The organism is Candidatus Protofrankia datiscae (assembly GCF_000177615.2).
GTDB classification, from domain to species: Bacteria; Actinomycetota; Actinomycetes; order Frankiales; family Frankiaceae; genus Protofrankia; species Protofrankia coriariae.
Genome location: NC_015656.1, coordinates 146,857 through 159,693 on the forward strand (window position 1 = coordinate 146,857; position 12,837 = coordinate 159,693).

The 12,837-nt window shown below is 68.8% G+C and carries 22 protein-coding genes; 19 read left to right on the forward strand and 3 right to left on the reverse strand.

Annotated features, from left to right (window positions below):
* Positions 1 to 263 precede the first annotated feature (263 nt).
* Positions 264 to 2,057: a reverse transcriptase/maturase family protein gene (locus FSYMDG_RS00550; RefSeq protein WP_013871683.1), complete on the forward strand. Its 1,794-nt coding sequence runs from the start codon at positions 264 to 266 to the stop codon at positions 2,055 to 2,057.
* A 100-nt stretch (positions 2,058 to 2,157) separates the two neighbouring features.
* Here the strand turns inward: FSYMDG_RS00550 and FSYMDG_RS00555 are convergent, their stop codons facing one another.
* The gene (locus FSYMDG_RS00555) at positions 2,158 to 2,904 is read right to left on the reverse strand and encodes an IS3 family transposase (protein WP_349304132.1); all 747 of its coding nucleotides are present in this window, start codon (positions 2,902 to 2,904) and stop codon (positions 2,158 to 2,160) included.
* A gap of 11 nt (positions 2,905 to 2,915) precedes the next feature.
* A complete protein-coding gene (locus FSYMDG_RS27680) occupies positions 2,916 to 3,206 on the reverse strand; it encodes a transposase (protein ID WP_043602641.1) in 291 nt (96 codons plus the stop codon).
* A 114-nt stretch (positions 3,207 to 3,320) separates the two neighbouring features.
* Here FSYMDG_RS27680 and FSYMDG_RS00565 point away from each other — a divergent pair, with 114 nt between their 5' ends.
* From FSYMDG_RS00565 to FSYMDG_RS00585, 5 genes are read left to right on the forward strand one after another with little or no spacing between them, the layout of a single operon-like run.
* Positions 3,321 to 3,518: a hypothetical protein gene (locus FSYMDG_RS00565; RefSeq protein ID WP_131772939.1), complete on the forward strand. Its 198-nt coding sequence runs from the start codon at positions 3,321 to 3,323 to the stop codon at positions 3,516 to 3,518.
* On the forward strand, positions 3,515 to 3,988 hold the full coding sequence (locus FSYMDG_RS00570) for a hypothetical protein (protein WP_013871685.1): 474 nt from the start codon (positions 3,515 to 3,517) through the stop codon (positions 3,986 to 3,988). Before FSYMDG_RS00565 ends, FSYMDG_RS00570 begins: the two co-directional genes overlap by 4 nt.
* 23 nt (positions 3,989 to 4,011) lie before the next feature.
* Positions 4,012 to 4,740 (forward strand): winged helix-turn-helix domain-containing protein, encoded by a 729-nt coding sequence (locus FSYMDG_RS22430; RefSeq protein WP_237702927.1) that lies wholly within the window; start codon positions 4,012 to 4,014, stop codon positions 4,738 to 4,740.
* Positions 4,737 to 4,976, forward strand: coding sequence for a hypothetical protein (locus tag FSYMDG_RS00580; protein ID WP_013871687.1), 240 nt, complete (start codon positions 4,737 to 4,739; stop codon positions 4,974 to 4,976). Before FSYMDG_RS22430 ends, FSYMDG_RS00580 begins: the two co-directional genes overlap by 4 nt.
* Before the next feature lie 35 nt (positions 4,977 to 5,011).
* Positions 5,012 to 6,886, forward strand: a complete 1,875-nt coding sequence (locus FSYMDG_RS00585) for a cell division protein FtsK (RefSeq protein WP_131796142.1) — start codon at positions 5,012 to 5,014, stop codon at positions 6,884 to 6,886.
* Here the strand turns inward: FSYMDG_RS00585 and FSYMDG_RS00590 are convergent.
* Positions 6,875 to 7,963, reverse strand: a complete 1,089-nt coding sequence (locus tag FSYMDG_RS00590) for an IS630 family transposase (protein ID WP_013871689.1) — start codon at positions 7,961 to 7,963, stop codon at positions 6,875 to 6,877. The two genes, FSYMDG_RS00585 and FSYMDG_RS00590, sit on opposite strands and share 12 nt — an antisense overlap.
* Before the next feature lie 94 nt (positions 7,964 to 8,057).
* Here FSYMDG_RS00590 and FSYMDG_RS00595 point away from each other — a divergent pair, with 94 nt between their 5' ends.
* From FSYMDG_RS00595 to FSYMDG_RS00640, 13 genes are all read left to right on the forward strand, one after another.
* Entirely contained in the window at positions 8,058 to 8,285 is a 228-nt protein-coding gene (locus FSYMDG_RS00595) for a hypothetical protein (RefSeq protein ID WP_043602675.1), read from the forward strand.
* Positions 8,286 to 8,465: 180 nt separating this feature from the next.
* Entirely contained in the window at positions 8,466 to 8,672 is a 207-nt protein-coding gene (locus FSYMDG_RS00600; protein ID WP_013871690.1) for a hypothetical protein, read from the forward strand.
* Positions 8,673 to 8,724: 52 nt separating this feature from the next.
* Positions 8,725 to 8,850 (forward strand): hypothetical protein, encoded by a 126-nt coding sequence (locus tag FSYMDG_RS29085; RefSeq protein ID WP_013871691.1) that lies wholly within the window; start codon positions 8,725 to 8,727, stop codon positions 8,848 to 8,850.
* On the forward strand, positions 8,847 to 9,053 hold the full coding sequence (locus FSYMDG_RS00605; RefSeq protein WP_013871692.1) for a hypothetical protein: 207 nt from the start codon (positions 8,847 to 8,849) through the stop codon (positions 9,051 to 9,053). The genes FSYMDG_RS29085 and FSYMDG_RS00605 overlap by 4 nt, the downstream gene beginning before the upstream one ends.
* Positions 9,054 to 9,189: 136 nt before the next feature.
* Entirely contained in the window at positions 9,190 to 9,366 is a 177-nt protein-coding gene (locus tag FSYMDG_RS25535) for a hypothetical protein (protein WP_013871693.1), read from the forward strand.
* 50 nt (positions 9,367 to 9,416) lie between these two features.
* Positions 9,417 to 9,638, forward strand: a complete 222-nt coding sequence (locus FSYMDG_RS26645) for a hypothetical protein (RefSeq protein ID WP_013871694.1) — start codon at positions 9,417 to 9,419, stop codon at positions 9,636 to 9,638.
* A gap of 77 nt (positions 9,639 to 9,715) precedes the next feature.
* Positions 9,716 to 10,057: a hypothetical protein gene (locus FSYMDG_RS00615; RefSeq protein ID WP_013871695.1), complete on the forward strand. Its 342-nt coding sequence runs from the start codon at positions 9,716 to 9,718 to the stop codon at positions 10,055 to 10,057.
* Positions 10,058 to 10,095: 38 nt separating this feature from the next.
* Positions 10,096 to 10,542, forward strand: coding sequence for an NUDIX domain-containing protein (locus FSYMDG_RS00620; RefSeq protein ID WP_013871696.1), 447 nt, complete (start codon positions 10,096 to 10,098; stop codon positions 10,540 to 10,542).
* Position 10,543: 1 nt separating this feature from the next.
* Complete coding sequence (locus FSYMDG_RS23670; RefSeq protein ID WP_013871697.1) at positions 10,544 to 10,807, forward strand: hypothetical protein; 264 nt, start codon at positions 10,544 to 10,546, stop codon at positions 10,805 to 10,807.
* The gene (locus tag FSYMDG_RS26650; RefSeq protein ID WP_013871698.1) at positions 10,788 to 10,943 is read left to right on the forward strand and encodes a hypothetical protein; all 156 of its coding nucleotides are present in this window, start codon (positions 10,788 to 10,790) and stop codon (positions 10,941 to 10,943) included. Before FSYMDG_RS23670 ends, FSYMDG_RS26650 begins: the two co-directional genes overlap by 20 nt.
* Before the next feature lie 68 nt (positions 10,944 to 11,011).
* Positions 11,012 to 11,398 (forward strand): hypothetical protein, encoded by a 387-nt coding sequence (locus tag FSYMDG_RS00630; RefSeq protein WP_013871699.1) that lies wholly within the window; start codon positions 11,012 to 11,014, stop codon positions 11,396 to 11,398.
* Between the two features lie 121 nt (positions 11,399 to 11,519).
* Positions 11,520 to 11,990, forward strand: a complete 471-nt coding sequence (ssb, locus tag FSYMDG_RS00635) for a single-stranded DNA-binding protein (RefSeq protein WP_013871700.1) — start codon at positions 11,520 to 11,522, stop codon at positions 11,988 to 11,990.
* A 195-nt stretch (positions 11,991 to 12,185) separates the two neighbouring features.
* The gene (locus tag FSYMDG_RS00640; RefSeq protein ID WP_013871702.1) at positions 12,186 to 12,824 is read left to right on the forward strand and encodes a bifunctional DNA primase/polymerase; all 639 of its coding nucleotides are present in this window, start codon (positions 12,186 to 12,188) and stop codon (positions 12,822 to 12,824) included.
* Positions 12,825 to 12,837 lie beyond the last annotated feature (13 nt).

Genomic DNA, 12,837 nt, shown 5'->3' on the forward strand with positions numbered 1-12,837 from the left:
CGACTTTCGTCGCTCTGAACCCTTCCGGCCGGCGGGCGACGGGCAGCGAGCTCGTTCAAGGGGACGGACCGGGACGCCTACGTCACGCTCGCTACGTCTGGCGCAAGAGGAATTCGGGATGGCCTACGGGGCGCGAGCCCTATGGTCACGGAGGGTCCGTAGTAGTCGCAGGAGTCACGCCCCGCCGAGGAGGACGGGAGAGCCGTCTACATGGGCGAAGGGACCCAGGTGCTTAGATCGACAAGAACGGTGAGGTACGCGAGATACGAGACGCCGCAACCGTACTGGAGATCATTCGTGAACGCGGCAGGAGAGGACTGCCGTTGGAACGGGTCTACCGGTGCTTGTTCAACCCGGACCTGTTCCTGCTTGCCTATGGGAAGCTCTACCGTAACAAGGGGGCGTTGACCGCCGGAGCCACCAGCGAGACCGTGGATGGCATGAACCTCGGCAAGATCGAGGCCATCATCGAGACGCTCCGGCAGGAGCGTTACCGATGGGCCCCGGTACGGCGCACTTACATCGAGAAGAAGAATTCGGTGAAAAAGCGACCGCTGGGGCTGCCGACCTGGTCGGACAAGCTGCTGCAAGAGGTACTGCGCCTGATCTTGGAGGCGTACTACGAGCCGCAGTTCTCCGACCGCTCCCACGGGTTCCGCCCGGGCCGCGGCTGTCACACCGCCTTGCAGGAGATCTATCACCAATGGCACGGGACGGTGTGGTTCATCGAGGGCGACGTCACCGACTGTTTCGGGTCCTTGGACCATTCGATCATGAGATCGATTCTGGCCGAGAAGATCCACGACGGTCGGTTCCTGCGTCTGATCGACGGGCTGCTCCAGGCCGGATACCTGGAGGACTGGCGCTACCACGCGACGTTGAGCGGCTGCCCGCAAGGCGGCGTGGTTTCACCCGTTCTGTCCAATATCTACCTGGATCGGCTGGACAGGTTTATCGAACAGACTCTCTTGCCTGCCCATAACCGGGGAGCGCGACGCACGCCCTATCGGCCTTATATGCGGTTGTGGCAACGCGCCTTCAGGCTGGAAGAGGCGGAAGACCGGGAGGCGGGTCTGGCGCTGCGCAAGCAGATGAAGACCATGCCCTCCCGCGACCCCGACGATCCCACCTACCGGCGGCTGCGCTACTGCCGTTACGCCGATGACTGGCTGCTGGGCTTCACCGGCCCCCGGCAGGAAGCTGAGGAGATCAAGACCGAGATCGGTCGGTTCCTGCGTGAGGAACTCGCGTTGGAGCTGTCCCCGACCAAGACCTTGATCACATATGGGCGGACGCAGGCCGCCCGGTTCCTCGGCTATGAGATTGTGGTGTTACACGCCGACCACAAGCGCGATCAGCGCGGTCACCGCAGCATCAACGCGGCGATCGGGCTGAAAGTGCCGGTCGACGTCATCCATGCCAAGTGCGCGCCCTACCTGCACCACGGCAGGCCGATCCAGCGAACCGAACGCACCGTCAATACTGACTTCAGTATCGTCGCGCAGTTCCAAGCCGAGTTTCGGGGTGTCGCGGAGTACTACCGGCTGGCGTTCAACCGCCATCGGCTCGGCTACCTGAAGTTCGTCATGGAACGGTCGCTGACCAAGACCCTGGCCCGCAAGTACCGGATCACGGTCCCGAAGGTCTACCGCCGTTACCGAGCCGTACTTGATACCGAGCACGGTCCACGTCGTGGCCTTCAGGTCACCGTGCACCGTGATGGCGGACGACCGCCGCTGGTCGCACAATGGGGCGGCATCAGTCTGGCACGGGACACCACGCCACGGCCTCTCAACGACAATCCGCCACGCATGTGGAATGGACGTCGGTCAGAGCTTGTCCAACGGCTCTTGGCCGAGGTCTGTGAACTATGCGGCTCCACGGAACAGGTCGAAGTGCATCACGTCAAGGCGCTCAAGGACCTCAATCCCAAGGGGCGGAAACAGCAACCCGAATGGGTCACGCGTATGGCCTCTCGCCGCCGCAAGACCCTCGTCGTTTGTCGCGCCTGCCACGAGGACATCCACGCTGGACGTCCTACACGCAGACCACGATAAGCACTGGAGAGCCAGCTGCTACGGAAAGCGGGCACGGCTGGTTCGGAGGGGGGCCGTCGGAAAAGGGCCAGGTCGACTGGCACCTCGTCGGCGGCCTACCCTACGTCACGCCGGGTTCTGAGAGCAGCGGCGGGTGAAATTCCCGCCGCTGACTCACCTCGAAACAGATCCCGGTACGGCCGACGGAGTTTCGGACGTTGTTGTCGCGACAGAAGGCGACGAACTCACGGCTGGTGTACTGACCGCCTCGGTCGGCGTGGAATATGACGCCGCCGGGTGGCCGCCGGCGGGTGACGGCCATACGAAGCGCGTCGAGAACGAGTTCGGTGCGCATGTGATCGGCGACCGCCCAGCCGACGATCTTCCGAGAGAACGCGTCGATGACGGAGGCCATGTACACCCAGCCATCCCAGGTGCGAATATATGTTATGTCGCCGTACCACAACTGGTTCGGTGCGGACGCGGCGAAGTCTTGGCCGACAAGATCAGGCAGCGATGAGGAGTCCGCGGCCTGCACCGTCGTCACCGGCCGGCGGGGACGCGGATGCACGCTGACCAGGCCCATCGTCGCCATCAGCCGCTGGACCCGCTTGTAGGCGACGGCGACGCCCTGGCGGCGGATCTCGTGGAAGATCCGCCGCACGCCGTACCGCCCCTCGTGACGGTCGAAAACAGCTCTGATCATGGTCGACAAGGTGGCGTCGTCCTTCTCCCTCCGAGACGGGCCGCGTTTCTTCCACGCATAGTAGCCCTGTCGGGACACGTCGAGTTTCTTGCACATGTAGTCGACGGGAAAGGTGTTCGCGCCGTCGGCGGACACAGGCTTCTTCGGAGCGTGTATCGAGATGAACTCGAACTTTACTTCTGCTCGCTCGCGAAGAAGCTCGCCGCTTTTTTTAGGAAGGCGATGTCCATCTGCGCCTGCGCGTACTTCTTCCGGAGCTCCTCAAGTTCCGCGCGCTCCGACACCGACAGCGGCCGCTCCTCGGTCTCGCCGTTCTCCTTCGCCTTCTTCACCCAGTTTCCCAACGTGGTCTCGTGGATACCCAGACTCTTCGCGACCTCGGTCACCGACCGGCCCGAGTCGAGCACCAACCTTACTGCCTCGGATTTATACTCCTGGGTGAACTTCCGGCGAGCTGACCCCATGACGCTCCTTCCCTATGGACAGCGAACCTCAGGTTCGCTGTCCACGGAAGCGGGATCACTCCAGGCCCCTGGCAGACGACGGAGCCTGGTAGCGCAGCGCAGGATACCGGCACGTTGGCTGAGGTGGAGGCTGTGGCGCGGCTGCTGGGTGTACCGGTGGCGGTGGACCACGAGTACGACAACGGCAGTCTGACCGTGCAGGCGTCCGCGACGGTTGCGGGTTATCCGGTGCGGGTGTGGGCGACGCTGGACGACCCGGGTGCGGTCGACCAGGCGCGTGTGCTGGTCGCGGGTATGGAGACGGGCCAGTGAGCACCACGCCTGTCAGTCTGCGTCGGTCGCGGGGTGCCGCCGTGTCCACCGGTGCCGGGGCTGCTCCCGTACCGGGTGCACAGGAGCGGTTCGCCGTCGGGGTGGCTGACTACCTGGCCGCGGTGGCGGATCACTGGGCGGCGGTGACCACGCTGGCCGGCCGTACCGGTGATGACCGGTTGCGGGTGTATGCCGCCGCGGTCGATGTTGAAGCGCGGGTGCGGGTCGCGCAGGCCCAGGCCCGTGTGGCCGGTGCTCCTCGTGACGAGCTGGCGGACGCGTTCGATCTGGTGGCGGCGGTGACGCTGGACCGGGTCGCGGCCTGGTATCTGGCGGGCCGCCCGTATCGACCGGCGGGTCTGACCACGGCGGAGCGTGCGTTGGGCCGGGCCGCCCGGCCGGTTCCGCCCCGGCGGGAAGCTCACGGCGTCAGCGCGGGCCGGCGGTCGTCTGTGGGGGCGGTGGCGTGATGGCCGGCGGGGTGCCGCGCCGGTTGGGTCGGGCGTTGGATGCCGGGCTGTGGCTGGTGGCCGGGCTGGTCGCGGTGTACAGCCTGGCGAACGTCCACACGGCCGCTCGCGGGCACGGCACCGCCGATCCGCAGGCGTGGCTACTCGCGCCGATCGTGGACATCGCCCTGTTCGTGGCGATCACCGCGGATGCGGCGTTGTCCCGGCACGGGGAGCGTCCCGACGGGTGGGCGACCGGGCTGCGCTGGTTCTGCGGGATCGCGACCTGGACGCTCAACGTGTGGGACGCCGCCGCGTCGGGCGATCCGGGCGCGATCGTCGCGCACTCGATCCCGCCGGTGGTCCTGGTCCTGCTCGCCGAGGCCGCACCCCGCTACCGGCAACGGTTCGCCGCACTCACCACAGCTCCGGCCCCGGCGCTGGAGGCCACGGCCGGGCCGCTGGTGGCCACCGTCGAGCCGACCCCGGCCCACCCCGGGCCACCGGCAGACCACCCCGGGCCGCCGGCTGGGCCCTCCGTGGACCGACCCGGGCCATCGGCCGGGCCGGAGGCGGGCCACGGTGGGCCGGTGGGGCTTGTGGGGGGCTCGACCCGGCATCAGGTGGCCGCGCTGGTGGCCCGGATCCCGGCGGACGATCCCCGGTCGGACCGGCAGTTGGCCACGGAATGGGCTCCGCTGGTCGGTGTCACGGTGTCGACTGTTCATAACCATCTGTCCGCGTTGCGGCGGGCGGAGGTGACCTCGCGGTGAAACCCGACATCCGCGCCGAACTGCGCGTGCTGCCCCTGTGGGCGGCTGCCGCGGTGGTCCTGGTGGCCGTCGTTGTCCTGGTCCTGCGGATCACCGGTCTGATCGTGGTGGCGATCGTGGATGCGGCCGAACGGGTCGACGTGGCGGTGTCCACGACGCTCGGGATTTCCCCGCTGGGCGCCTCGACGCTCCTGCTTCCCGCCGATTGGACGCCTGGCGGGGGGTGGCAGCGGTGACCGCGCCGGTGAGTCTGAGTAAGGAGAACCCCGACGTGGGTGATGTTGTCCCGCTCCGGCCGTGGACTCCGGTGGTACCGCCGTCCGGTGGCGATGACGCGGTCATCGAGGTCACGGCCGACGACATCGAGCCGCCCGTCACCGCGACCGGCCATGTCGTGCCCGCAGCGGATGCAGAGTCGGCCTGTGAGGCCCTGGCCCTGACCGCCGGCCGACGGTTGGCCCGGGGTGCGTTCCAGGTCGGCCGGGGACACGGCGTGTGGGCGCAGCGTGCCATCGACGCCACCACCCACGCCGCGATCCGTGAGCAGATCCGGCGGGCCCGGATGGCTGGGGATGGTGAGGCCCTGGCCACGTGGCTGGACCATCTGCGACAGGCCAAGGCCGACCGGCGGCAGCGACTGTTGAACCTGCCGGCCGCTCTGCGGTCCGCCGTCATCTCGGTCATCGCCCTGGTGGCGTTCCTCGCCGGTCTGCTGCTCCTGGCCGGCGTCGTCGTCGCGGTGACCCGACCGCTGGGCATGACCTGGGACGGATATTGGTCGGCCCTGGCCGGCATCGGCGATGTGGTGGCCACCCTGATTGCCGTAGCCGTGCGGGTGGTGCTCTGGGGTGCGGGTCCGGCGTGGCTGGTGGCCGCCTACCGGGCCGGCGGTGGGGAGTCGATGCCCGGGTGGCTGGCCACGTCGTCCGATGCGGACATCGATCTGGCCATCGATGAATCGACGATCGCGCAGGCGTTGGCGGCGCTGCGTATCCCGCAGATCCGCGACCACCTCAAGACCGCGCCGTTGCAGTACCTGACCACGGCCCGCAAGGACGGCCGGGGCACGCACGCGGTGATCCGGCTGCCCAGCGGGGTGACCGCCGAGCGGATCTCCACACGCCGCGCCGATCTGGCCTCCGGGCTGCACCGGCTGGCCAAGGAGGTGTGGCCCACAACCGGCAGTGAGGCCGGGGTGCTCGACCTGTGGGTAGCCGACAAGGGCGCCCTGGCCGAGGGAGCCGGCCCGTATCCGCTGCTGACCGACGGTGCGGTCGACGTGTTCAAGGGCGTGCCGTTCGGTCGGACGCTGCGCGGTACCCCGCTCACCGCACCGATCATGGAACGGAACACGATCACCGGCGGGATGCCCGGCCAGGGGAAGTCCTCCGCGGCCCGGGTCATCATGGCCGGCGTTGCCCTCGACCCGACGGCCGAGCTGCGGATCTGGGTGCCGGACGCGAACTATGACTTCGAGGCGTTCCGGCCGCGGTGCTCCCGCTACGTCATGGGCGCGGAAACCGACAAGATCCGTTCGATCCTGTCCGACCTGCGGGAACTCCACGCCGAGGTACAGGCCCGCGGACAGCTCCTGATCAAGTATGAGGTGCCGGCGGTGACCCGCGAGTTGGCCAGCAAGGGTGTGGGCCTACACCCGCTGGTGTGCCTCCTGGAGGAAGCCCACGTCGCCATCCAGCACAAGAAGCACGGAGAGGAGATCGGAGAGCTCCTTGTCGACATCGTCCGGCTGGGACGCAAACGCGGCATCCACCTGATCGTGTCGACACAGGCACCCACGAAAGACAGCATGCCGCGCGACGTCACCCGCAACTGCTCCAACGGCATCGCCTACGCGGTCGGAGACCACGTCGCCAACGACGCCCTACTCGGCCAGGGCGCCTACCGGGCCGGACACCGCGCCACCGAACTCATCCCGGGCACCGACGCGGGCACAGCGATCGTCAAGGGCTTCACCGGGGAACGCTCTGAGATCGCCCAGACCTATTTCATCCACGTGGCCCAGGTCCCCGGCATCATCCGCCGGTCACTGGAGGCCATCGCGCGCTCCGGCCGGGCTGTACCGGGCACCGATGCGGTCCGAGCGATCCCGGAGATGGAGAAGGCTCGCGACCACCTACTGTCCTGAGTCGTTGATTCGCTGGCAGTAGGCGGCGAGGGTCTCGAGGATCTCGTCGGCGGTCTTGGCCCAGACGAACGGCTTCGGGTCCTTGTTCCAGGCGTTGATCCATCGGCGGATGTCGGCTTCGAGTTCGACGACCGAGCGGTGCGTCGATCGGCGCAGCTTGCGGGTGGTCAGCTCCGCGAACCGGCGCTCGACCAGGTTCATCCACGACGCCGAGGTCGGGGTGAAGTGCAGGTGGAAGCGGGGGTGGCGCAGCAGCCAGTTCTTCACCGCCGGGGTCTTGTGGGTGGCGTAGTTGTCCAGGACCAGGTGCAGGTCGTAGCCCTTCGGGACCGAGGAGTCGATCAGCTTGAGGAAGCGCAGGAACTCCTGGTGACGGTGCCGCCGGAAGGTCTGCGCGATCACCGACCCGGACGTCGGGTCGAGCGCGGCGAACAGGCTGGTCGTGCCATGGCGGACGTAGTCGTGGGTCATCCGCTGCGGGGTACCCGGCATCAGGGGCAGCACCGGTGCCGTGCGATCCAAAGCTTGCACCTGCGACTTTTCGTCGACGCAGAGCACGATCGCCTTCTCCGGCGGGTCGAGGTAGACCCCGACCACGTCACGGACCTTGTCCACGAACAGCGGGTCGGTGGACAGCTTCCACGTCTCGACCAGATGCGGCTTCAACCCGAACGCCCGCCACATCCGTGACACCGTCGACTGCGACAGCCCACTGGCCCTCGCCATCGACCGCGATGTCCAATGGGTATCGCCGTTCGGTGGCTTCTCCTCCAACGTCCTCGCGATCACCGCCTCGACCTGGGCGTCGGTGACCTTCCGAGGCGCTCCCGGACGTGCCTCGTCTGACAGGCCCTCCAGCCGGTCGACCGCGAACCGCTCCCGCCATTTCGCGACCGTTCCCCGGGTGATCCCGAGCTCGGCCGCGACCCCCGAGTTCGTCCCACCGTCCGCGCAGGCCAGCACGATCCGCGAGCGCAACGCCAGCGCCTGCGCGGTCTTCCGCCGTCGGGCCCAGCCCTCCAGCACCGCACGCTCAGCAGACGACAACTCGATGGGATCCGCGCTCGGGCCAGGCACCAGCCCATTCTATCTGCACACGAATCAACGACTCAGGACACTAGACGACATCCACGAGGTGCTCCGCGGAGAAAAGCGCGTACGGACACAGACCGTGTTGATCCGCCTCGCCGAACGGGACGACCACTACGCGGAATGGTCGTTTAGCGACCTACGCGCCGCCCTCGCGGAACACGACCTGGAACCGGCGAAGAGCGACGGAGTCATGGTCGTCCGCCTCGACGACATCCAACGCGCCCTCACACAGCGCAGCGACCAGGACAGGGAGAACGACCAGGGAGACAACCCCGACTCAGGGAGTTCTCCCTACCCGCCTCCCTGACCAACCTCCCTGCCCTGACCTGCACCGACGCCCACCAGGGAGACAGGGAGACCCGGCCGGCAGACCCGCCTGTAGGCCCCCACCACCGCCGGGTCCACACCGTGGCCCGACTCCCTCCCTACCCCACCACACCCCCAGATGGCTACCAAGAGTGACGATTGACAAGGAAGGAAACCGACCATGAACGACACCGATCTCGACCGCGACGAACGGCTGTGCGCCCGCGCCGACCGGGTCGTCGACGCCTCGAACCGCGCCTTCGACCTCGCCGAACGGCAGGCCGGTACCCGCGTCGGCCGCCGCGCTGCGGAGATCTCCGAAACCCTCGCCGACCGGTTCCACGAGGTCAACGCCGAGATCCGCGCCGGGCGGACCGGCCGCCGGTGACTGCCCGCTGACCCGCCCGCACCCGTCCCCTCGACCTTCCCAGGAGCACACAGTGATCACTGTTGCTGGTCTCGCGATCCACGTCCGCGACGCCGCGTTGCTCGCTGTTCTCGTCGCCGCCGTGGTCGCTGTCCTGGCGGACGAGACCGCCCACGCCACCGCCGGACCTCGGCGATGACCGGCCGGCGCACCGTGGCCGCCGTCCTCGTGGCCGCTGCGGTCACCCTCGCCGGCACGACCGGCTGTGACAGCCCCCTCGGTCACCGGCTCCAGGAGAAAGCTGACCACACCGGCCGCTGCCAGCACGCCACCGTCGGCGGCAAGCACCGCACGACCGTCACCCGCTGCCCACAGCCCACTCCCGGCGGGGAGCGGCGGTGAGCCGCCCCGGCTGGGGCGAGACCAATCCGGTCAACCGCTCCCACTGCCCCGTCCACGGCCCTCACCCCGGTCTGCTCTGCCCCGGCTGCGCGACCCTGCCCGCCCGCACCCCTGCCCTGAACGGAGACCGATCCCGGTGAAATACCCCCACCCCCGCCGCGGCGGCGGCCCCTGGCTGCTGACCGCCGTCGTCATCGCGTTCCTCGTCTACGCCGCCACCACCCCCACCACGGCCGCCGCCGTCGTCGGTCATCTCACCGCTGTGATCGTGCACCTCGCCCGCGGTCTGGGCGCCTTCGCCGTCGCGCTCTGACCTCCCACTCCCATCTTTCGTATCCCTCCCCGTGAAAGACACCGGGCACCATGACCACAAAAACCATATGGGTGCAAGGCGTCAACCACTACTTCGTCGGACCTGACGGAAAGTCGAAACTGGTGTCGTACGACTTCACGACCACCTCACCCATGAGCGAGAAAGAGTTCAAGCGCTACGCCGCTCTGATGGGCAAGCGTGTGCACCGAGCCGGTAACTACGCATTCGCCTTCTACCGTGATGGTTCATTCACCGAGACGTTCATCGGTTAATTCTCCGTCCACCAGCCGAACGCGGCCGTACACCATCCATCCCACCCCTCATCCCCCCACCGAAAGGAATCAGCGCCATGGCCAAGAAGAAGACCCGGATCTGCCCCCGCTGCCACGGCACCGGGAAGAACGGCCCCGACCTGTGCCGGGCGTGCAACCCCTCCGGCGCGATCGGGGACCAGGTCGTCGGCCGCGCCCTGCGGATCGCCGACCGGCTCACCGGCACCACCGTGCACGCCACCGGCCACGGCGTGGTCGCCACCCGCCGCGGCCGGCAGACCGTCACCCGCCCCCCGGCCGGCGCCCTCCCACCCGGCCAGCACACCGGCACGGCGGCCTGCGACTGCTGCGGTAGCACCGGCGTGCCGCTGAAACTCACCCGCCGCGGCATGACCTGCCTACGCGGCTGCCCCTCCTGACCCCACCAACCCGAACCGAGAAGGAAGGAACCCGTCTCATGGGTATCCGGGAAACCGTCCGGTTGACCGCCGACGTCGTCGCCCTCACCATCCACAACGGCATCCCCCATGTTCTGCTCATCCGCCGAGGCTGGGATCCCTACGCCGGCCGGTGGGCCCTCCCCGGGGGGCACGTCGACCCCGGCGAGACCGCCACCGCCGCCGCCCGCCGTGAGCTGGCGGAAGAAACCGGCGTGTTCGTCGACATCGCCGACCTGAAGCCGGTCGGCACCTACTCCGACCCGGATCGTGACCCTCGCGGCAGGTACGTGACGGTCGCGTTCGCCGTTCGGCTGCACCACGCGCTGAAGCCGACCGCCGGAGACGACGCCACCGCCGCCCGCTGGATTCCCGTCCACCGCGCTGTCGCGGACGGGCTGGCGTTCGACCACGCCCGCATCCTCACCGACACCCTCACCACCGACACCCTCAGCAAGGAGACCTGACATGGGCCTGTTCAGCTCGAAGAAGACACCCCCGCCGCCCCCCCGCGCCGGCCAAGAAGAGCCGGAAGGCAACCGCCACCCCACCGGCCCCGGCCGCGACCAAGAAGGGCCGGAAGACCACCGCGACCCCACCGGCCCCGGCCGGGCGGAAGCCCCGGACGACCACCCCGCCCCCGGCGCCGCGGAAGGCGAGTCCACCGGCAGCGACCGCCACCACGGCGACGACGTCGGCCGTCCCCACCGACATGCAGCGACAGATCACTGACCAGGTCTGCACCCAGTACCAGGCCGACCGGCTGCAGCCACACGAGGTGGTCGTCAAGGCCAACGGCGAGGTCTGGATTGACCGCCGCGGACGAGACCCGCGCAACGTGCCATTCGTCATCGGCACCTGGAAGTAACCGACACCACCCGCACCCGGGGCGTGGTGACCGCCCCTCCACTCCCTGCAAGGGAAGGAGCAACCCCTATGAGACTGTTCGGCTCCGGTACGAACCGGCGCCGCGTCGCCGGGCACGAAGCACGCCACGTCGTCATCGCCCGCCATTTCGGCGCGACGAACCTCACCGCCCGCATAACCCCCGACGGCAGCCACGGATATTTCACCGGCGATTTCGACGGCACGAAGGAACAGGAAGCCGTCATCCTTCTGGCCGGCGGCAGCCGCACGGACATGCCGGGGATGCGAGGAGTCCTCCCGCACGGCGGCGACAGCGACCTGAAGCAGGCCAAGAGACTGCTGCGCGGATCCGGAATGTCCGTGAGACAAGCCGAGAGAGAAGCGCAAAAACTCGTCCGTAAAAACCGAGGCGCGATCAAGCGGGAAACCAGGAAGATAGAAAAAAGAAACCGCTGATCGGCGCGTCGCGCCGACCCCTCCCTCCTTCTTCCCCACCGTTTCCTTTTCCCTCCACACCACAGCAGCGGCTACCCCCATGCCGAAAACCGGGCCACACCGCCCGGGAAAGGACCCTCCGATGGCGAACGACACCCCGCTGACCGTCGTCGGGAACCTCACCGCCGACCCAGAACTGCGGTTCACCCCGGCCGGGGTCGCGATGGCCCGGTTCACCGTCGCGGCCACCCCCCGCGCCTTCGACAAGACCCGGAACACCTGGATCGACGGTGAGGCGATGTTCCTCGGCTGCACCGCCTGGCGGACCCTGGCCGAACACACCGCCGAATCCCTGACCAAAGGCACCCGGGTGGTCGTCACCGGCCGGCTACGCCAACACCACTGGACCACCGACACCGGCGAGAAACGCTCCGCCTTCGGCCTCGACGTCGACGAGATCGGCCCGTCGTTGCGGTTCGCCACCGCGAAGGTCACCAAGGCCACCCGCGGCAGCGCCGACTACCCACCCACCGGCCCCGCCACTTCCGACGACCCCTGGTCCACCCCCACCCCCGTACCCGTCGGCGCAGGGGAGGCCACGCCGCCGTTCTGACCCCCGCCGGGGTGGCCGGGGACGGGCACTCCCACCCCGGCCCCGGCCACCCCCGCCCACCCCAGGAAGGGGGATATCCCCCATGTCTGGTCATGCCCGTCTGCTCACCCTCCACCGCCGGGACGGCACCGCCGTCCGGACCGTCCCGGCGGTCGACCTCGCCCGCCACCTCACACCGACCCCGAAGGAGCCCACATGAGCCACCCGCCGGACCCACGGCAGGCCGCCGCGGTGGCCTACGCCGCCGCCGGCCGGGCCGTGTTCGTCCTCGGCCGATCCAAACGCCCCGTGGCGAACTGCCCGGCGTGCGCCACCGCCGCCCCCGACCACGACCGGGACGGCTGCGCCTGCCTGACCTGCCACGGCTTCTACGCCGCCACGACCGACCCCGCCCGCATCCACGCCATGCTCACCACCATCCCCGCCGGGCTGCTCGCGGTCCGCACCGGCGCGGTCTCCGGCCTGGTCGTCGTCGACATCGACCCCGGCCACGGCGGCCGGCTCGACCGGACGCTGATGACCCCGACCGCAACCGTGGCCACCGGCGGCGGGGGCTGGCACCTGTACTACCAGCACCCCGGAACCCCCGTGCTCTCCCGGCCCCTGCCCGGCCACGTCGGCATCGACATCAAGGCCGACGGCGGCTACGTCACCGCCCCACCCTCCACCCACCCGACCACCGGCCGCCCCTACCAGTGGGTCGGCACCCGGCCGGTCAACGAGATGCCCCCCGCCCTGCTCACCCTCTGCCAGACCCCACCGGCCCCGCCCCACCCGTTCCCCGCAGCCCCCGCATCCAGACCTGGAGTGGGGAGTGTAAGAAAAACGGTGTAACTCACCTGTGACA